We start from the raw sequence: 18,536 nt of genomic DNA, 5'->3' as shown, positions 1-18,536 counted from the left end.
CGCCAGGCCAGCCGGTTATTGGACTGCACGAATTCGACCCGGGTCACGAAGTAGTCGCGGTCCTGCAGGAAGGCGGCGGCGTTCTTGTTGGCCCAGCTCATGGCGGCGGCGGCGAATTCCTTCTTCGCCAGCGGCACAGCCTTGTTGATCAGCTTGCTGTTCTGGCTACCGTACAGGGATAGGCTTGCCAGTGCCGCTTCCGGGCCGGCATCGGTACGGCGGATGGCGACATAGGCTTCGGCACTGATGGCCGAGGCGGCCAGATCGGCATTGGCCGGCAGCAGGGCCGGACAGATCACATCGCGGCGCGGTGCGGCATCGGCCTGTTTGCAGTAGGCCATGTCCTCGGCGGTACTGGCGCCGCGCACGGTGATCCGGGCGTTTTCCGGAAAGAATTCGACGCGTTTGACCGAATAACTGCGGTCCTCCGGACTGCTGCGGAGCAGGGTGATCTGGAATTCGGCACGAACCGGCTTGGGCGCGATACCGGTCTGCGGCTTGAACGACCACGACTCGACCAGATTGCCGAGGCCCTGATCGATGGCCGGCACCCCGGCGGACTGCAGGGTATAGGTCTGCACCTGGCCGGCCGCGGAAACATCGATGGTGCCGGTCAACCGCCGGGTGTATTCGGTGTTCTGCGCCATCGCCAGCGCGGGCAGCAGGGACAGCAGAAAGCCACAGACTTGAAACGTACGATGCATTTTCTAACCCCTGAATTCGGATGACGCCTGCCGGCGCTGTGCCGCGCCGTACCGATTGAGTCTAGCAGAATTCATTGCAGAGTTTATACTCTAGACAGGCCGCAGCGGCGCGGCGCAACCTTGGATTTCCATGCATGATTCCGGCCTGATCGACGCGCTCTGGTTCCTGCTGGCCTCGGTGCTTGCGGTTCCGATTTTCCGCCGATTCGGTTTGAGTGCCGTCCTCGGTTATCTGTTCGTCGGTCTGCTGCTGGGCCCATACGGGTTTGCGGTCATCAGCGATCCGGACAGCACCCTGGCCATTTCCGAGCTGGGCGTGGTGATGATGCTGTTCATCATCGGGCTGGAGCTGTCGCCGCCGCGTCTGTGGCAGATGCGCCACCGCATCTTCATTGCCGGCGGGGTGCAGGTGCTGCTCAGCGCGGCATTGCTGTATGCCGTCCTGCTGGCCTTCGGGCTGCGCTGGCAGAGCGCGGTGATCGTGGCCATTGCCCTTGCGCTGTCGTCGACGGCGGTGGTGCTGCAGTTGCTGGCCGAACGCAAACAGCTGAATTCCGCGCACGGCAAGGCCGCTTTCGGCATCCTGCTGTTCCAGGACATCGCGGCCATTCCGCTGCTGGCGGCCATTCCCCTGCTCGGCCATGCCCAATCCGGCAATGACCAATCCACCGGCAGCATGGCCTTGACCGCCATTCTGGTCTTGCTGCTGCTGATCCTGCTCGGCCGCTACGTGATGCGCCAGCTGTTCCGGGCCGTGGCCTGGACCCAGATGCGCGAAATCTTCACCGCCACCGCGCTGCTGGTCGTCGTCGGCACCGGCTGGCTGATGCATTCGGTCGGCCTGTCGATGGGGCTGGGCGCCTTCGTGGCCGGCGTGCTCATGGCCGACTCGGAATTCCGGCATGAAATCGAAGCCCAGGTCGAGCCGTTCAAGGGCCTGCTGCTCGGACTGTTCTTCATTTCGGTCGGCATGACCGTCAATCTGCCGACGGTCATGGCCGATCCGCTGCTGATCGGTCTTGGCGTCGTGCTGCTGATGACGGTCAAGGCCGCGGTATTGCTGTTGCTGGGTTACCGGCAATGCCGTATCGGCCGCCGGGAAGCGGTACTGCTGGCGGCAAGCATGGCCATGGGCGGCGAGTTCGCGTTCGTGGTGTTCGCCGACGCGGTCCGCTTCGGCCTGATCGAGGCCCTTTTGCGCGACCGTCTGGTCGCGGCGGTCGGCATCAGCATGGCGCTGACGCCCGTGCTGCTGACCCTGCTGCAGTCGTATTTCAACCGGCACCCGCTGGAAACCGCCGCGCCGGTCTACGACACCATCGACGACGGCCACCCGCGCGTGGTCATCGCCGGCTTCGGGCGCATGGGCCAGATCGTCGGCCGCATGCTCGGCGCCCGCAAGATTCCGTTCATCGCGCTCGAGAACAGCGTCGAGCAGGTGGCGCTGTCGCGCAAGTTCGGCAACATGATCTACTTCGGCGATCCGGCGCGTCTGGAGGTGCTGCAGTCGGCGCACATCGCCGGCGCCGATCTGCTGATCATCACGGCCGATGATCCCGAAACCAATCTGAAAATCGCGCGCCTGGCGAAGCGGCACTACCCTGAACTGCGCATCATCGCGCGGGCGCGCAACCGCCAGCATGCCTTCCGCCTGATGGATTTGGGTGTTGCCGCCATCCGTGAAACCCTGCACTCCAGCGTCGAAATCGGCAAGTTGGCCTTCATCGGCCTCGGCATCCGCCACGAGCGCGCCGAGGAATACGCACGGCTGTTCCTCGAGCACGACGAACACATCCTGGCCGAACAGTATCTGGTGCATGACAACGAGGCCGCGCTGATTGCAAGTGCCGAGGAAGCGTACCGCGAGCTGGAAGCCCTGTTCGATGCCGACCGCCTGGACCGGCCGGATTCCGGTCAGCCCTGATCTTTCTTGATCAGCAGGCTGGCGATGTCGACCCGCTCGGGCCGGTCCTGCAGCAGATTGGCGGTTTCCGAAAAACCGCCCATGACCGCGAAATCGTAGGCGCTGCGGCCGAGATTGTCGCGCAGCTGACGGTCGGCACCGGCGCGTAGAAGACGTCCGGCCAATTGGCTGTACCCGCGGGCCGCGGCATGATGCAGGGGCGTGAAACCGCGGGCATCGAGCGCATCGACGGTTGGCGCATCCTGCAACAGACGGTCGAGCGCGGACAGCACCAGGGCCTCTTTCAGGCCCTGCGCTTTCTGCAGGCCGGCACCACACAGCAGATGCAGTGCGGTCTGGCCGTGTTTGTCCGCGGCATCGGCGGCCACACCGGCCCGTAGCAGGCTGTCGATGAGCAACACCGAATCGAGCTTGGCCTTGTCGGAGGCCAGGAAAGCGGCAGCGGCATGCAGGGCAGTCTGCAGCTGGCCGTCTCTGGCCTGCACATCGGCACCGTATTCAAGCAGCATCGCCGCATGTTCCGTGCTGCCGAGCGCGCAGGCCAGCTGCAAGGGCGGATACCCGGCCACGGGCTGATTGACGTCGGCACCGGCCATCAGCAATTCCTGCAGGACGTCGGTATGTGCCTGGCTTAACGCGGCCCAGATGGCATTGGCACCGCTGGCCGCCGCGCGCCCGGGATCGGCACCGTGCGCGAGCAGCAGACGCACCAATGCGGTCTGGCCCTGGCCGCAGGCGTGGATCAGTGCCGTCGATCCCTTGCTGTCAAGTGCATTCACCGGCAGGCCGAGCAGCAACAGACGCTTCAATGCCTCGGCATCGCCGGCCAGAACCGCCGCCGGAACATCCATGCCGCACAGCTTGCGTCCGGGCAGCCGCCAGTTCGGCCACGACAGCCAGAGCACGGCCTCGCCATTGCCGTTGAGCAGAGCCAGTCCCAGGGCACTCTGTCCATCGCAGGCCCGGCGCTCGGGATCGCCGCCGGCATTGATCAGCGCCTTCAGCATGCCATCGCGGCCGAGTTGTGCGGCATGGTGCAGGGCGGTCAGTCCGGCAGCATCCGGGGCATTGACATCGACACCGCAGGCCAGCAGGGCATCGACCACGCGCTGCCAACCCAGGCGCACCGCCAAAGCCAACGGCGGCGGCGCACCGGTCTGCGCACCGAACGGATCGGCACCCTGTTGCAACAACTGCAGGGCAATCTGTTCATCGGCGCGCCGGTGGAAATCATTGCGCAGACAGCACTCCAGATACGCCGCCAGACTGCCGTGGCCGGTAATGGCCACGGGCAGCGCCAGCAGGTGGCCGAGCAGTGCCGCCAGGTTCTGGGTCCCGGCCATCAGGCGCCGGTACACGCTGCGGCCCTGGCTGTCGACACTGAACAGACCGGCGCCGTTGGCCAGCAACCAATGGATGACCTCGCGGCGATCCTGTTGGCAGAACGACAACAGCAACTCGCCCCATTCCGTCGCCGACGGCTGCAGCCCGGCACGCAGGAGCTCGTCGGCCGCGGCGGTGTCGCCGGCGCCGAGCACGGTAAACAGCTGCTGCCCGCCGGTGCTGCGGCGCTCGGGCAACGGCGCCTCACTGAGGTGCTCGGGCAGGGCATAGGCCGGATCGATGCAGGCCACGGCCGACCAGCGGCCGCTGGCCAGCGCGTGGTCCAATGCGCTGCGGCCCTGCGCATCCACGGCCGCACGGGCCAGTTTCGGCTGCGCCTGCAGGCGCTTGAGCACTTCGACTTCGCCGGCCTGCGCGGCCAGCATGTAGGCCGTTATTCCGGCATCGTCCTGGGCATTGACCTGGGCGCCGAGCTCGAGCAGTGCCGACACCACCTCGGTCAGCCCGGCCTGTGCGGCCACCATCAGCGGTGTCATCTGCGCGGCATTCCGGACATCGACCTTGGCTTTGTGTTTGTGCAGCAGGCGGATGCCGATTTCATCGTCTTCGGCACCGGCGGCGGCGATCATCACCGGCACCGCTCCGGCCGGTTCGACTTTGGCCTTGCGTTCGAGCATGTAGCGGGCAATGCGCCAATTCGCGGCCTGGCAGGCCAGCGCCAGCGGCGTAAACCCTTCGGTATTGACGGCCTCGATGTCGGCGCCGGCATCCAGCAGCAGGGCGGCCACGGCAGCGTCGGTACTGCGCATGGCATGATGCAAGGGCGTATTGCCGTCGGCGTCGGTGACGTCGGTGCGTGCGCCGTTGGTCAACAGCATGGTGACCGCTTCCGAGCGGCCGTGCCAGCTGTCGCGGGTGGCGCTGAGCAGCGGATTCAGTCCGGCATGGAACGCATTCACGTCGACGCCTTTGCCGATCAGAGTGCGCATCAGGCGTAGATCGCTGAGCGTTCCGGCGATCATCATCAGGCTGCGCTGATCCTTGGCACCGGCGGTCGGCAACTGATGCGGATTGGCGCCGGCTTCCAGCGCCTGCAGCGCGGCATCGACCTGGCCGTTGTGCACGGCCTGCAACAGGGCGATATCCGGATCGAGCGATGGCACCGCCGATTTGGCGGACACAGGGGCGTCCGCTGTTGCCGTTTCGCCAGGTGCCCCTGTTTTCGGCAGGGGGATATTGACCGCCACCGCATGCCAAAGCAAGGCGATCACGCCGTAGCCGAGCAACCACAGACTGGACGCCTGCGGCCAGAACGCCCAGCCGGCGGCGCTCAGCAAGGCCGGCGCGGCCAGCACCAGCAGAACGGTTCCGGCCAAGGCCGATCGCCAGAACGCGAACAGCGGATGCGCGGCATCGAAGGTCGGCCAGCCCTGCCGGTAGTCCTGTTGCCATTGGGCCCAGTTCGGCCAGATGCGCTGCAGGCCAAGCGCCACGACGCCCGCCGCAACGGACAGGGCCAAAGCCGACAACAGGCTCTGGGTCTGCTGCACGGCCTGGATCGGCCAGATCAACAGCAGCGCCAGACCGCATTGCAGCAGCAGCCAGGCTCCGGCGATATGGCCGATGGATTTCAGCGTCGGCAGGAAGCGCCACTGTTTCGGATGGGCGCCGGCTTTCAAGAGCTCCGCCATGACCGCATGAAACACGGCCAGTTTCAGCGCCAGCAGGGCGAACTCAGCCATCGCCCACGCCCCCGGCGACCAGAGGATCCAGTACGCTTGGCGGAAACTGCAGGTGGAAGCCCTGCGCATCGAGATTGGCGCGCAGCACGGCGGCATCGACGCGCGCCAGGCGCCTTCCGGGCGCGAGTTCGAACTCCAGCACGAACTGCCAGGGCTGCAAGGGCGCGGCGACGGTCTCGGGCAGGGATGCGAAAGCGTCGGCTTTCGGCAAATACAGGTAGGTATCCGGTTTGCGCAGGGATTTGTAGACGAAAACGGGCATACGCGGTCCAAGGCCTTTGCGTCATTGTCCTCTACAACGCGCTTTCAGGAAAGCCCTTTATTATTTGGTACGCTATGGGAGTTTTCATCAAGGAATGCCGCATGTCCGCCCGCCGCTTTTTGTCCGTTTCCGCCCTTGTTTTCACTACCGCCGTGTGCGCGCAGACGCCGATCACGCTCGACCAGGCCATGGCCCATCCGGATTGGATCGGCACGCCGGTCGAACAGGCCTGGTGGTCGGCCGATTCCGGCACCGTGTACTACCGCCAGAAACTGACCGGCAGTCCGGTGCGTGCCACCTACCGCGTGGGTGCGGACGGCGCCAGCCAACGCGTTGAGAACACGGGCTGGGCACAGCTCGACGAAGCCCAGCAGAGTTTCGACCGCAGCCGACAGCGCGCCGTATTCGTGCGCCAGGGCGATGTGTTCCTGCGTCAGCTTGGCAGTAACAGCCTGGTACAGATTACCCGGAGCGCGGAAGCCGAAACCAATCCGGTGTTCGGCACCGACGGCAGCGTCCTGTTCCAGCGCGGCAACGACTGGTTTGCGTCGCGGAACGGCCTGATCGAACCGGTACTGCAGCTGAAGACGGAAAACGATCCGAAGAAAACCCCGCCGACAAGCGCGGCAAGCGCGCATGAACTCCGCCTGATCGCCACACTGGCCCGGCAGAAGGCCGAACGCGAAGCCCTGAACAAGGACCGCGATGAACGCCGTGCCGCTGACGGCAGCGGCGCGATGCCGGCCACCTATCTCGGCGGCAAGGTCGATGTTTCCGGCAGTTCGCTGTCGCCGGACGGCCGCTACGCGCTGGTCATCACCACCGAGAAAGGCGCCGACGAAGGCCAGGCCGGCAAGATGCCGAAATACGTGACCGAAAGCGGCTTCGAGGAATTCGAAAACGTGCGCACGCGGGTCGGCCGCAACATGCCGCTGGCGCAGAAACTGTGGCTGGTCGATGTGCGCACGCAGCGTGTGCGCGAACTCGATTTATCCATCCTGCCCGGCATCGCCGCCGATCCGCTGGCGGGCCTGCGCAAGGCGCAGAAGCTCGACCCGCTGAAAGGCAACCGCGCGGTACGCATGGAGGCGCCGGCGGTGTGGAGCAGCGACGGGTCGCAGGTCGCATTGATGGTGCGGGCGGTCGACAACAAGGACCGCTGGCTGGTCGGTGTCGATTTCGACGGCGGCAAGCTGAACGTGCGCCACCGCCTGACCGATCCGGCCTGGATCAACTGGAGCTTCAACGAGTACGGTTTCCTGCCCGACAACCGTTTCTGGTACCTGTCCGAACAGAGCGGCTACAGCCATCTGTATGTGGGTGAGGGCAAGGCCGCGAAAATGCTGACCTCCGGAAACTACGAGGCCAGCAGCGTGCAGTGGGATGCCGCCGGCACCCGGGCCTATTTCCTGTGCAACCGGCGCTGGCCGGGCGATTACGAAGTCTGCCGGATCAACCGTGACGGCAGCGATCTGCGCGAAGTGACCGCGCTCGACGGCGTCGAGGATTTCAGCCTGTCGCCCGACGGCAAACGTCTGGCCGTGCGCTATTCCGGCAGCTATCTGCCGGCGCAGCTGGCATTGGTCGATGCCGGCAGCGGCGAGACCCGGAAACTGACCGATACCCGCAGCGCCGAATTCAAGGCGCGCGGCTGGATCGAACCGGAATACGTGCAGGTGCCGTCCAAACACGGCGCCGGGGTGATCTGGGCCAAGCTGTACCGTCCGAAAAACGCCGAGGCCGGGAAAAAATACCCGATCGCGATGTTCGTGCACGGCGCCGGCTATCTGCAGAACGTGAGCGCACGCTACCCGAATTATTTCCGCGAGCAGATGTTCCATAATCTGCTGGTACAACAGGGTTACGTGGTGCTCGACATGGACTACCGGGCCTCGGAAGGTTACGGCCGCGACTGGCGCACCGCCATCTACCGGCAGATGGGCCATCCGGAACTGGAGGATTACCTCGACGGCGTCGATTACATGGTCGCCAAGCACCAGGGCGACCGGGCCAATGTCGGCATCTACGGCGGCAGCTACGGCGGCTTCATGAGTTTCATGGCCCTGTTCCGCGCCCCGGACGCCTTCAAGGCCGGCGCCGCGCTGCGCCCGGTCACCGACTGGACCACCTACAACCACGAATACACCGCCAACATCCTGAACACCCCGGACATCGATCCCGAAGCCTACCGGAAATCCTCGCCGATCGAATACGTCCAGAACCTGAAGGGTGCGCTCTTAATCAGCCACGGCATGATGGACGACAACGTGTTCTACCAGGACTCGGTGCGGCTTTCGCAGCGTCTGATTGAAATGAAGAAGGGCAACTGGACGATGGCGTCCTATCCGCTCGAGCGCCACGGCTATGTGCAGCCGGAAAGCTGGTACGACCAGTATCGGCGGATCTATGAGCTGTTCGAAGCGAATCTGAAAGCGAAATGAGAAAAGGCGCCGCAAGGCGCCTTTTCTTTCAGCGCATGGGCACGGCTTATTTCGCGTTTTTCACCACATTGATGGCGAAAATGGCGATGGCCAGACCGAGTACCATCGACGCCACGCCAAGCACCGGCTCGATGGCAACATTGCCGCCCAGATACATGAACAGGGTCGCCATGTTGACCGGCAATGCCAGGTTGTACAGCCAGAAGTGCGCCTTCGCCAGTTTGTTGCCGGCCAGCGCCGGAAACTGCCGGTAGATCAGGCCGAACAGGGCCATCGAGACCCAGCCGAGCAGATTGATGTGCGCGTGCACCGGATACATGCCGTGATCGCCGGATTTGGCCATGTGCAGGCCGAGCGCGACGCCGGCGACAAGATAGAGAACGGCAAGCTTGAACCACGCCGTGGTGGAAGTGTTTTCCATTGCGATTTCCCCTGAGTGCCGCTTTGTGTATGGCGGCGCAGCGGTGCGGCGTTGCCCTGCGCTTAGGCCGGACTATAGCAGAAAACTCCGGACGGATCAGGCGGCGAAGACGCCTTCGAGCTCGACCGCGAGTTCGCGGCGGCAGACGTCACCGTGAAGATACACGATGTTTTCCGGCGGCAGGCCGCTGGCTTCGAATACCGTGCGCACCGCCTGCAGATGCTGCGGATCGCGGATATACACGCGCAGGGCACGGCATTGGCCGAAAGCGAACGGTACGCCCCCGTGTTTTTCGCCTACATCGAGCAGAGCGCGCAGATTGCACAGGCTTTCACGGCATTGTTCGGCGACATCGCCGACATGCACCGAGGCGTGGCCGACGATGCTGGCGGTGCCGGAGGCGAGCAGCAGCGGGTGCGCGCTGCCGGCTTCGAGCAGTGCGCCGCGCGAGAAGCCGGGCGAGACCTTGCCGTACTGGCGCGGATACTGCCAGGCCGGCGTCTGCCGCGGATTCTCCAGGGCGATCGCCGGCTCCTTGCTGCACAGCGCGATCACATGCAGGCCGTCCTGCCGGGACGCACCGATGGCGGTGGCGGCCGGCGGCGGATTGTTGAATTCGGCATCGACCGCCTGCGCCCGTCCGACGCAGAACTGGCGGTAGCGTTCGGCATCTTCGTCGCCGAGGTTGATGTCGCCGAAATAATTCCAGATGCGGATCAGGAATGGATGCGCCGAGCTGCGGACGCGGCTCAGCAGTTCGGTATAGGCCGCGCGGGTGTCGGAGACCAGATCACCGCTTTCCTGCACATGCAGGGCGGTGAAGCCGTAATCCGGGCCCATGTGCCAGCATTCGGCGGCGGTGTTGCCGGCCAGATAGGTGCAGGGCAAGGCGCCTTCGCCGCGGAAGCGGAACGGCATCGCTTGCGCGCAGTCGTCACTGAAATGGATATCGGGCGGAGTCGTCGGCAAGCTCATCGTGTTCATTATAAGCCCACGGGCGCGGTATCATGGACGCAGACCATTACCGGCTCCGTCCATGAACCCGTTCGACACCGTCAGCCATTATTTGCAATCCCTGCAGGACCGCATCTGCGCCGCGCTGGAAGCCAGTGACGGCGGCGGCCATTTTGCCGAAGACCGCTGGCAGCGCCCCGAAGGCGGCGGCGGACGCTCGCGGGTGCTGAAGGCAGGCGCGGTGTTCGAACAGGCCGGCGTCGGCTATTCGGAAGTGTCCGGCAATACTCTGCCCGCTTCGGCCACGGCGCATCGGCCGGAACTGGCGGGCGCGCCGTGGAAGGCGGTGGGCGTCTCGCTGGTCATCCATCCGGAAAATCCGTACGTGCCGACCTCGCACGCCAATGTGCGTTTCTTCCAGGCCACGCCGGAAGGCCGCGACCCGATCTGGTGGTTCGGCGGCGGTTTCGATCTGACCCCGTTCTATCCGTTCGATGACGACATCCGCCACTGGCACACGGTGGCGCATGATCTGTGCGCCCCGTTTGGCCCGAGCCGTTATGTCGAACACAAGGCCTGGTGCGATAAATACTTTTTCCTGAAACACCGCAACGAAACCCGGGGGGTCGGCGGGCTATTCTTCGACGACTTCAATGCCGACGGCTTCGACAAGAGTCGATGCCTACATTCCGATCGTGGAGCGTCGCAAAAACACGCCCTACGGCGAACGCGAACGCGAATTCCAGCTGTACCGGCGCGGGCGCTATGTGGAATTCAACTTAGTGTGGGATCGCGGTACGCTGTTCGGCCTGCAAAGCGGCGGCCGTACCGAAAGCATTTTGATGAGCCTGCCACCACGCGTGCGTTTCGAATATCAATACACGCCGGAAGCGGGAAGTGCCGAGGCGAAACTCAGTGACTATCTGGTGCCGAGGGAGTGGCTGAAGGAATTCGGGTAAGGCTAAGACCTTGCTTACAACGCATCCCCGTCCAGCTCGCCGGTACGGATGCGCACCACGCGCTCGAGTTCGTACACGAAGATCTTGCCGTCGCCGATCTTGCCGCTGTTGGCCGAAGTCTGGATGGCTTCCACCACCCGTTCGAGCTGGTCGGAGGCGACCGCCACTTCCAGTTTGATCTTGGGCAGGAAATCGACCACGTATTCGGCGCCGCGGTACAGCTCGGTGTGGCCTTTCTGGCGCCCGAATCCCTTCACTTCCGTCACCGTCACGCCGGTCACGCCGACCTCGCTGAGTGCTTCACGCACGTCGTCGAGTTTGAACGGCTTGATGATGGCCATCACCATTTTCATAGGAATCTCCCGATTTATCCTCAGCATAGCGAAAATCCCGCGAAACCGGTGGGCTTTCCCACCGAATTATAGGAAAATAACCGGGCGTTTCGGCAGAACGGATGACAGACCCGCCCGGGTCCGGCCGGCACACTGAGCGAAACCCACACGGAGCACCACCCATGATCGATCTCGCCGCCATTGATGATTTGGCCCGCCGCCTCAGCAACCTGGTTCCGCCCGGCATGCAGCAGGCCCGGGAAGATCTGGAACAGAACATCAAAGCCACGCTGCAGATGAGTCTGTCCAAGCTCGATCTGGTCACCCGCGAGGAATTCGACGTGCAGCGCGCCGTGCTCTTGCGCACCCGCGAAAAGATGGATGCGCTGGAGCGCACCATCGAACAACTGGAAGCCCGCCTGCGTTCTCAGGACGCCGCCGAATAACCCATTCCCGCGGGGTTTCCCATGTCTCTTGCACTGGTCCACAGCCGGGCGAAGTCCGGCGTGCAGGCCCCGGCCGTGCGCGTCGAAGTCTATCTCGCCGCCGGCCTGCCTGTCCTTAATATGGTCGGTCTGCCGGAAGCGGCGGTGCGTGAAAGCCGCGACCGCGTGCGTGCCGCCATATCCTGCGCGCAACTGGAGTTTCCCAACCGGCGCATCACGGTCAATCTGGCGCCGGCCGATCTGCCCAAAGACGGCGGCCGTTTCGATCTGCCGCTGGCGCTCGGCATTCTGGCCGCCAACGGCGCGATCGATCCGCAGTCGCTGAACGCCTATGAATTCATCGGCGAGCTGGCGCTGACCGGCGAACTGCGTGCCATCGACGGGGTGTTACCGGCCGCACTCGCGGCCAAGCAGGCCGGTCGACGCATGATCGTGCCGCTCGGCAATGCCGCCGAAGCCGGTCTGGCACGTGCCGAGCACCTGTACACGGCGCGTACGCTGATGGAGGTGGTGCATCACCTGCGCGGCGAGCGGCAGTTGCCGAAAGCCGCCGGGGCATTCGAATTCATCGATGCGCCGATGCCGGACATGGCCGATGTCCGTGGCCAACACAGCGCGCGCCGGGCCATGGAAATCGCGGCGGCCGGTGGTCACCACATGCTGTTGATCGGTTCTCCGGGTTGCGGCAAAACCCTGCTGGCTTCGCGCCTGCCCGGAATCCTGCCTCCGGCCTCGGATGAAGAGGCCATCGAAAGCGCGGCCATCGCCTCGGTGTCGGGCAAAGGGCTGGATCTGACCCGCTTCCGGCAACGGCCGTTCCGTAGCCCGCACCATACCTCCAGTGCCGTGGCCTTGGCCGGCGGCGGCACCCAGCCCAAACCCGGCGAAATTTCGCTCGCGCATCAGGGCGTGCTGTTCCTCGATGAGCTGGCCGAGTGGGACCGGAAAAGCCTGGAGGTGCTGCGGCAACCTTTGGAATCGGGAACAGTCAGCATTTCACGCGCCGCCAACAGCGCGGAATTTCCGGCCCGCTTCCAGCTGGTGGCGGCGATGAACCCCTGCCCCTGCGGCTGGTTCGGCGACAGCTCGGGGCGTTGCCGATGCACGCCGGATGCGATTGAACGCTATCGGGGCAAACTGTCCGGGCCGTTGCTGGACCGCATCGACATCCACCTGGCGATGACCCGGCTGAGCCACGAAGAGCTGCATCTGAACGCGCCGCTGGGCGAATGCAGTGCCGCCATCCGGGACCGGGTGATGGCCGCACGGCACCTGCAGATGGCACGCAGCGGCGTATGCAATGCCCATCTTTCGCAGGCAGATCTGAAAACGCATTGTCAGTTGGACGCCGCCAACCAGGAGCTGCTCGACAAGGCCATGAACGCATTGCAGCTGTCGGCGCGCGCCACCTACCGGATTCTGCGGGTCGCCCGGACCATCGCCGATCTGGCGGCAAGCCCTGCCATCGGAACCGCGCATCTGGCCGAAGCCATCCAATACCGGCAGCTCGACCGCGCCTTGGCTGTTCCAAAGCGGCGTCCCTGAATCGGAACCCTCACGCCGGCTGGCAATTCCTTGGATTACCGATAGAATAGGCGTATGAATAAGAATCATTCGCTTTTTACCGCCGATGCCATGGTCGCCCAATCCGAGACGGCGGCCGAGCTACTCAAGGCGATCGCCAATGCCCAGCGTTTGCGTATCCTGTGCATGCTGATCGAGGGTGAACTGAGCGTTTCGCAGATGAACCAACGCCTGGCATTGAGCCAGTCCGCGCTGTCCCAGCATCTGGCCGTGCTGCGCGAAAAAAACCTGGTGAGTTTCCGGAAGAATGCACAGACCGTGATTTACCGGGTGGCCGACGGCCCGGTCACCACCATCATCCAGACCCTGCACGACCTGTATTGTTCGCCGGAGTGAGCGCGCCGCGGTATCATCATGTGATTCCGAAATTTTTCAAAAGGATGTTCGCCATGTCACAGTCCGTCCCGGTCAAAGAAGCCGCCGAACGCCATCAAAACGGCGCGACTCTGGTCGATGTGCGCGAAACCGATGAATTCGATGCGGTCTCGGCACCGGGAGCAATCAACGTGCCGCTTTCACTGATCCAGAAAAACGGCCGGAAAGCCTTCGTGAAAGCCGGCGTTGATCCGGACAGTGATGGCCTTCTGGTCATCTGCCGCAGCGGCGGCCGCAGCGCCATGGCCTGCCAGCTGCTTGGCAGCCATGCCATCAACGTTGATGGCGGAATGCTGGCCTGGGTTACCGCCGGACTGCCGACCCGCTGATGCCGCGCGTGCACGGCTCCTGCCTGTGCGGTGCACTGAAATTTTCCGTGGCGCTGCCGAGCCTGTGGATGGCGCATTGCCACTGTACGCTCTGCCAGAAAAACGCCGGGGCCGCCTTCGTGACCTGGGCCGGCTTTGCCGAAGCGGACGCCGTCATCGAGGATGAGGCCGATGTGCTGCGCTGGTACAGCGCCACCGAAAACGCCTATCGCGGTTTCTGCGAAAACTGCGGCTCGACCCTCTTCTTCAAGTCCGAACGTTGGCCGGGCGAACTGCATATTACCGTTGTCAATTTCGCCGATGCGCTTGATCGTGTGCCGCAGGCGCATGTGAACTGGGACACGCACCAGCTCTGGCTGCATCTGGATGACGGCCTGCCGCACAGCCCCGAATGAAAAAGGGATGGCCTGAGCCATCCCTCGATTACGGTGAAACGCACTCCGTGTTTACTGGGCAATCGGCACCAGGGTGATCTCCACCCGGCGGTTGTTGGCACGGCCGGCTTCGGTGTCGTTGGTATCGACCGGCTGGGTTTCGCCCCGGCCCGAGACCACCAGACGCTGCGCGGCGACGCCGTGCGACTGCAAATAACCGGAAACACTGCGGGCGCGGCGCTCGGAGAGTGCTTGGTTGGCGGCTTCACTGCCGATGCTGTCGGTATGGCCGACGACATTGACCGTGGTCTGGTTGTATTCGCTCAGGGTTGCGGAAACCTTGTCGAGCACCGGATAGAACTGGGCATTCACATCCGAACTGTTGAAACCGAAGGTGATGCCGCTGGGCATGTCGAGCGTGATGTTGTTGCCTTCGCGCACGACATCGACGCCGGTCCCCTGCAGCTGTTTGCGCAGTGCTGCTTCCTGTTTGTCCTGGTAGTGGCCGACACCGGCGCCGACACCGGCACCGATGGCAGCACCGACCATGGCATGCTGGCGGCGTTCGGTGGCGCTGTCACCGGTCAACAGACCGGCGGCGGTACCGATGGCGGCACCGATGGCGGCCTTCTGTTTGGCTTTAGCGTTCGGATCGTCCGGACTGGTGGCGCAGCCGGCAACGAAAGCGGTCAGGGATGCGGCGATAAGCAGATGGTTGATTTTCATGGTGAGGTCCTCGGAAACGATGATGGGCTTTGGCGGCCCGTTTGCCCTGCATACACAGAGCATGTGGCCATTGAATCAGAATCCCAAGCCCGAATTGTGAATAATTTGTAATCCATGAAAGCGGCAAACGCCGGCATTGCCGGCGTTTACCCGGGCGCGCTCATCAAGGATTCAGGCGGCCTGCGTGAACTGTTCCTCTTCGGTCGAGCCTTTCAGCGCGGTGGTGGAGCTGGTACCGGCCTGGATGGTCTGGGTCACCGTATCGAAGTAGCCGGTACCGACTTCACGCTGATGTTTGACCGCGGTGAAGCCGCGGTCGGCGGCGGCGAATTCGCGCTCCTGCAGTTCCACGAAGGCGCTCATCTGGCGGCGGGCATAACCGTGCGCCAGATCGAACATGCCGTAGTTCAGGGCATGGAAACCGGCCAGGGTGATGAACTGGAATTTGTAGCCCATGGCCCCGAGTTCCTTCTGGAATTTGGCGATGGTGGCATCGTCGAGATTCTTTTTCCAGTTGAAACTCGGCGAGCAGTTGTAGGCCAACAGCTTGCCCGGGAATTTGGCGTGGATGGCTTCGGCGAATTGCCGCGCGAATTCCAGATCGGGCTTGCCGGTTTCGCACCACACCAGATCGGCGTAGGGGGCATAAGCCAAGCCGCGCGAGATGGCCTGATCGATGCCCGGACGGGTTTTGTAAAAACCTTCGACGGTACGCTCGCCGGTGCAGAACGGTTTGTCGTTGTCATCGATATCGGAGGTGATCAGATCGGCGGCTTCGGCATCAGTGCGTGCCACCAGAATCGTCGGCACGCCCATGACATCGGCGGCCAGGCGCGCGGCGATGAGTTTCTGCACCGCTTCCTGGGTCGGAACCAGCACCTTGCCGCCCATGTGTCCGCATTTCTTCACCGAGGCCAGCTGGTCTTCGAAATGCACGCCGGCGGCGCCGGCCTCGATCATCGCCTTCATCAGTTCAAAGGCATTCAGCACGCCGCCGAAACCGGCTTCGGCATCGGCCACGATCGGCTGCAGCCAATCGATGTCGTCTTTGCCTTCGGCGTGATGCAGCTGGTCGGCGCGCAGCAGGGTGTTGTTGATGCGCTTGACCACCAAGGGCACCGAGTTAGCCGGATACAGCGACTGATCGGGGTACATTTCGCCGGCGACATTGGCATCGGCGGCCACCTGCCAGCCCGAGAGATAAATGGCTTTCAATCCGGCCTTGACCTGTTGCATGGCCTGGTTGCCGGTCATCGCACCGAGCGCGTTGACGAAGTCCGTGCTGTTCAGGCTGTTCCACAGCTTGCCGGCACCGAGACGCGCCAGACTGTGATCGATGGCGACGGTGCCGCGCAGGCGCACCACTTCCTCGGCGCTGTAACCGCGGGTGATGCCGGTCCAGCGGGCATCGGTCTGCCAATGCTGTTTCAGTTGTTCGGCGTTGAGGGTTTGCGTATTCATGGCGGTTCTCCTGGAGTGGATTAAAGAAGGTCGTAGGCGGGCAAGGTGAGGAAATCGGCGAGTTCGGGCGATCGCACCAAGGACTCAAGCAACACGATGGCATCGTCGACACGGGCATGGCCAACGATACCTTCCTTGCGCAGACGGTTCGGCAACGCCAGCAACGCGGCATCGAACAGGCCCCAACACAGCACGGTGCCGTCGCTCAGATGCAGATCCGGTTTATGCAGCCACAGCCAGAGTTGGCTGCGGCAGATTTCGGCGGTGGCGGCGTCTTCCATCAGGCCGTGGATGGCCACGCAGCCGGTGCCCGAGAGCCAGGCCGCCAGATAGCGCACGCACACTTCCACCGTATCGTTGAAGCCTTCCGGCGTGATGCTCCCGGTGCAGGGTTTGAGCAGATCGTCGGCACGGATGTCGGGTAAGGGCATGACCTGCAGCTGATTGGGGCCGGGCATGACCGCCGCGAATGCGCTGCGCGCGATGCTGATCAGTCCCGGATGCGCGACCCAGGTGCCGTCATGGCCGAGCGTGGCTTCGCGTTGTTTGTCGGCGCGGACTTTGGCCAGCGCGGTTTCGTTGGCAATCGCATCGTGACGGTTGGGTATCTGCGCAGCCATGCCGCCCATGGCCAGAATGCCGCGCCGATGGCAGGTCTGGATCAGGCGCGTGGCGTAGCTGTTGAGGAAGTGCGTGCCCATGCCGATCTGGCTGCGTTCGGGCAGCATGAAACCGGGCTGCCGATGCAGGGTTTTGATGCCGGAGAAGATGTAATCCCATCGTCCGCAATTCAGACCAACGATGCGCGCGCGCAGGGCATGGATGATTTCATCCATCTGGAACGCAGCCGGCAGGGTTTCAATCAGCACCGTGACTTTCATCTGGCCCTCGGGCAAGCCCAGACTTTTTTCAAGGAATGACAGCACGGCATCGATCCACTGCGCTTCTGCATACGATTGCAGTTTGGGGATGTAAAAAAACGGCCCGCGTTGCTGCGCCGACAGGGCCGCGGCATTGTGGAAAGCGAACAGACCGAGATCGAACAGAAGGCCCGACATCGATTCGCCGTCGATGCGCACATGCCGCTCCGGCAGATGCAGGCCGCGCGGACGCACCATCAGCACCGTGCGTCGTTCCGGCTTCAAGCGATAGACCGGTGCTTCGGGTGTTCCGGCCGCGAACTGCACGCTGCCGCGCACGGCGTCCTGCAATACCTGCTGGCCATTGAGCAGGTTGTGCCAGGTCGGCGCGGTGGAATCCTCGAAATCGGCCATGAACACGTCGGCGTCGGAGTTCAGGGCATTGATCACGGTTTTGGCATCGACCGGGCCGGTGATTTCAACCGCGCGCTGCTGCAGGATTTCCGGAATCGGGGCGGCACGCCATTCGGCGGCACGCAGGTTTGCGGTATGCTCATCGAAACTCGGCACGATGCCTTTCTGCGCCTGGCGTGCCTGCAGCAACGCCTGCCGGCCGGATTCGAACGCGGTGTGCAGCGTCAGCAGAAACGCCAGCGCACCATCGTCCAATAGCGCCGAGGCAGCCGGTTCGGGCTCAAACTGGATTTGGGGATGGGGTAGCAGCTGTTTCTGGGCGAGGGTCATGGCGGTCTCCTTTGCCAAGACCGTAGACCTCGATTGAATATTTGACAAAACAAATGTTTCAATAAATAATATTAACAAATGTTATAGTTATGTAAATAACGGGGAAAATCATGACGAAAGCGCCGAAGAAAAAAGCCCAGCCGCGATTTTATTACAAGGGCGATCGCCTGAAACCCCTGCGCGCCTTCTGCCAGACCGCCCGTCTGGGCTCGGTATCGCGCGCGGCCGAATCCCTGTTTCTCAGCCAACCGGCCGTCACTTTGCAGCTTCAGGCCTTGGAGCGCGAATTCGGCACCCGCCTGTTCGAGCGATTTGGCCGGCGCTGGACCCTGACCCAGGAGGGCGCCGCCCTGTATGATCTGGCCCGTCCGCTGGTGGAAGGACTGGACCGCATCGACAAGGATTTCCAGGAAAAGGTCGGCAATCAGGAAACAGCAGAACTGCATATCGCCGCCGGGAGTTCGACGATTTTGTATCTTCTTCCTGAAATCGTGTCTAAATTCCGCGAAAACCACCCTAAAGTACAGTTATTTCTGCATAACGTTACCGGGCAG

The 18,536-nt window shown here is 63.4% G+C and carries 17 protein-coding genes and 1 pseudogene; 9 read left to right on the top strand and 9 right to left on the bottom strand.

Translation table 11 applies throughout. The features are described from left to right. Positions 1 to 704, bottom strand: a 704-nt coding sequence (locus Q0W88_RS09145; protein ID WP_297802554.1) for a hypothetical protein, incomplete at its 3' end; no start/stop codon positions are given. A 130-nt stretch (positions 705 to 834) separates the two neighbouring features. Between Q0W88_RS09145 and Q0W88_RS09140 the strand changes: the two genes are divergently transcribed. Continuing rightward, entirely contained in the window at positions 835 to 2,628 is a 1,794-nt protein-coding gene (locus tag Q0W88_RS09140; RefSeq protein ID WP_297802551.1) for a monovalent cation:proton antiporter-2 (CPA2) family protein, read from the top strand. Here Q0W88_RS09140 and Q0W88_RS09135 read toward each other — a convergent pair. After that, positions 2,619 to 5,714 carry an ankyrin repeat domain-containing protein gene (locus Q0W88_RS09135; protein WP_297802548.1) on the bottom strand — a complete coding sequence of 1,032 codons (3,096 nt, stop codon included), beginning with the start codon at positions 5,712 to 5,714 and terminating at the stop codon, positions 2,619 to 2,621. The genes Q0W88_RS09140 and Q0W88_RS09135 overlap by 10 nt on opposite strands. Then, complete coding sequence (locus Q0W88_RS09130; RefSeq protein ID WP_297802545.1) at positions 5,707 to 5,976, bottom strand: YcgL domain-containing protein; 270 nt, start codon at positions 5,974 to 5,976, stop codon at positions 5,707 to 5,709. Before Q0W88_RS09130 ends, Q0W88_RS09135 begins: the two co-directional genes overlap by 8 nt. Before the next feature lie 101 nt (positions 5,977 to 6,077). Between Q0W88_RS09130 and Q0W88_RS09125 the strand changes: the two genes are divergently transcribed. Then, positions 6,078 to 8,417 carry a S9 family peptidase gene (locus Q0W88_RS09125; protein ID WP_297802542.1) on the top strand — a complete coding sequence of 780 codons (2,340 nt, stop codon included), beginning with the start codon at positions 6,078 to 6,080 and terminating at the stop codon, positions 8,415 to 8,417. 46 nt (positions 8,418 to 8,463) lie between these two features. Here Q0W88_RS09125 and Q0W88_RS09120 read toward each other — a convergent pair whose 3' ends face one another. Then, positions 8,464 to 8,838, bottom strand: coding sequence for a hypothetical protein (locus Q0W88_RS09120; RefSeq protein ID WP_297802539.1), 375 nt, complete (start codon positions 8,836 to 8,838; stop codon positions 8,464 to 8,466). 96 nt (positions 8,839 to 8,934) lie between these two features. Next, complete coding sequence (locus tag Q0W88_RS09115; protein ID WP_297802536.1) at positions 8,935 to 9,822, bottom strand: pteridine-dependent deoxygenase; 888 nt, start codon at positions 9,820 to 9,822, stop codon at positions 8,935 to 8,937. A gap of 52 nt (positions 9,823 to 9,874) precedes the next feature. On the opposite strand from Q0W88_RS09115, the pseudogene hemF reads away from it, so the two are divergent. Beyond that, positions 9,875 to 10,751 (top strand): annotated as a pseudogene (gene hemF / locus Q0W88_RS09110) (oxygen-dependent coproporphyrinogen oxidase). Positions 10,752 to 10,765: 14 nt separating this feature from the next. On the opposite strand, the gene glnK reads toward hemF, so the two are convergent. Beyond that, complete coding sequence (gene glnK / locus Q0W88_RS09105) at positions 10,766 to 11,104, bottom strand: P-II family nitrogen regulator (RefSeq protein ID WP_297802533.1); 339 nt, start codon at positions 11,102 to 11,104, stop codon at positions 10,766 to 10,768. Positions 11,105 to 11,265: 161 nt separating this feature from the next. Between glnK and Q0W88_RS09100 the strand changes: the two genes are divergently transcribed. Genes Q0W88_RS09100 through Q0W88_RS09080 form a run of 5 tightly spaced genes read left to right on the top strand, consistent with a single transcriptional unit; the run spans position 11,266 to position 14,212 of the window. Then, entirely contained in the window at positions 11,266 to 11,529 is a 264-nt protein-coding gene (locus tag Q0W88_RS09100; protein ID WP_297802530.1) for an accessory factor UbiK family protein, read from the top strand. Between the two features lie 21 nt (positions 11,530 to 11,550). Next, positions 11,551 to 13,074 (top strand): YifB family Mg chelatase-like AAA ATPase, encoded by a 1,524-nt coding sequence (locus Q0W88_RS09095; RefSeq protein ID WP_297802527.1) that lies wholly within the window; start codon positions 11,551 to 11,553, stop codon positions 13,072 to 13,074. 54 nt (positions 13,075 to 13,128) lie between these two features. Then, positions 13,129 to 13,449, top strand: a complete 321-nt coding sequence (locus Q0W88_RS09090; RefSeq protein ID WP_297802524.1) for a metalloregulator ArsR/SmtB family transcription factor — start codon at positions 13,129 to 13,131, stop codon at positions 13,447 to 13,449. 53 nt (positions 13,450 to 13,502) lie between these two features. Next, positions 13,503 to 13,817, top strand: coding sequence for a rhodanese-like domain-containing protein (locus tag Q0W88_RS09085; protein WP_297802520.1), 315 nt, complete (start codon positions 13,503 to 13,505; stop codon positions 13,815 to 13,817). Further along, on the top strand, positions 13,817 to 14,212 hold the full coding sequence (locus Q0W88_RS09080; RefSeq protein WP_297802517.1) for a GFA family protein: 396 nt from the start codon (positions 13,817 to 13,819) through the stop codon (positions 14,210 to 14,212). The genes Q0W88_RS09085 and Q0W88_RS09080 overlap by 1 nt, the downstream gene beginning before the upstream one ends. Before the next feature lie 51 nt (positions 14,213 to 14,263). On the opposite strand, the gene Q0W88_RS09075 is transcribed toward Q0W88_RS09080, so the two are convergent. The 3 genes from Q0W88_RS09075 to aceB form a co-directional block, all read right to left on the bottom strand. After that, positions 14,264 to 14,917, bottom strand: a complete 654-nt coding sequence (locus Q0W88_RS09075; protein WP_297802514.1) for an OmpA family protein — start codon at positions 14,915 to 14,917, stop codon at positions 14,264 to 14,266. A 171-nt stretch (positions 14,918 to 15,088) separates the two neighbouring features. Then, on the bottom strand, positions 15,089 to 16,378 hold the full coding sequence (aceA, locus tag Q0W88_RS09070; protein WP_297802512.1) for an isocitrate lyase: 1,290 nt from the start codon (positions 16,376 to 16,378) through the stop codon (positions 15,089 to 15,091). 20 nt (positions 16,379 to 16,398) lie between these two features. After that, positions 16,399 to 17,982, bottom strand: a complete 1,584-nt coding sequence (gene aceB / locus Q0W88_RS09065; protein WP_297802509.1) for a malate synthase A — start codon at positions 17,980 to 17,982, stop codon at positions 16,399 to 16,401. Positions 17,983 to 18,092: 110 nt separating this feature from the next. Between aceB and Q0W88_RS09060 the strand changes: the two genes are divergently transcribed. Beyond that, positions 18,093 to 18,536 (top strand): LysR family transcriptional regulator (locus Q0W88_RS09060; RefSeq protein ID WP_297802506.1); only part of this gene is annotated, 444 nt, incomplete at its 3' end.

Source organism: Arenimonas sp. GDDSR-1 (assembly GCF_025980345.1).
Classification (GTDB): Bacteria; Pseudomonadota; Gammaproteobacteria; order Xanthomonadales; family Xanthomonadaceae; genus Arenimonas.
This window is presented reverse-complemented; position numbering and strand designations above follow the sequence as displayed.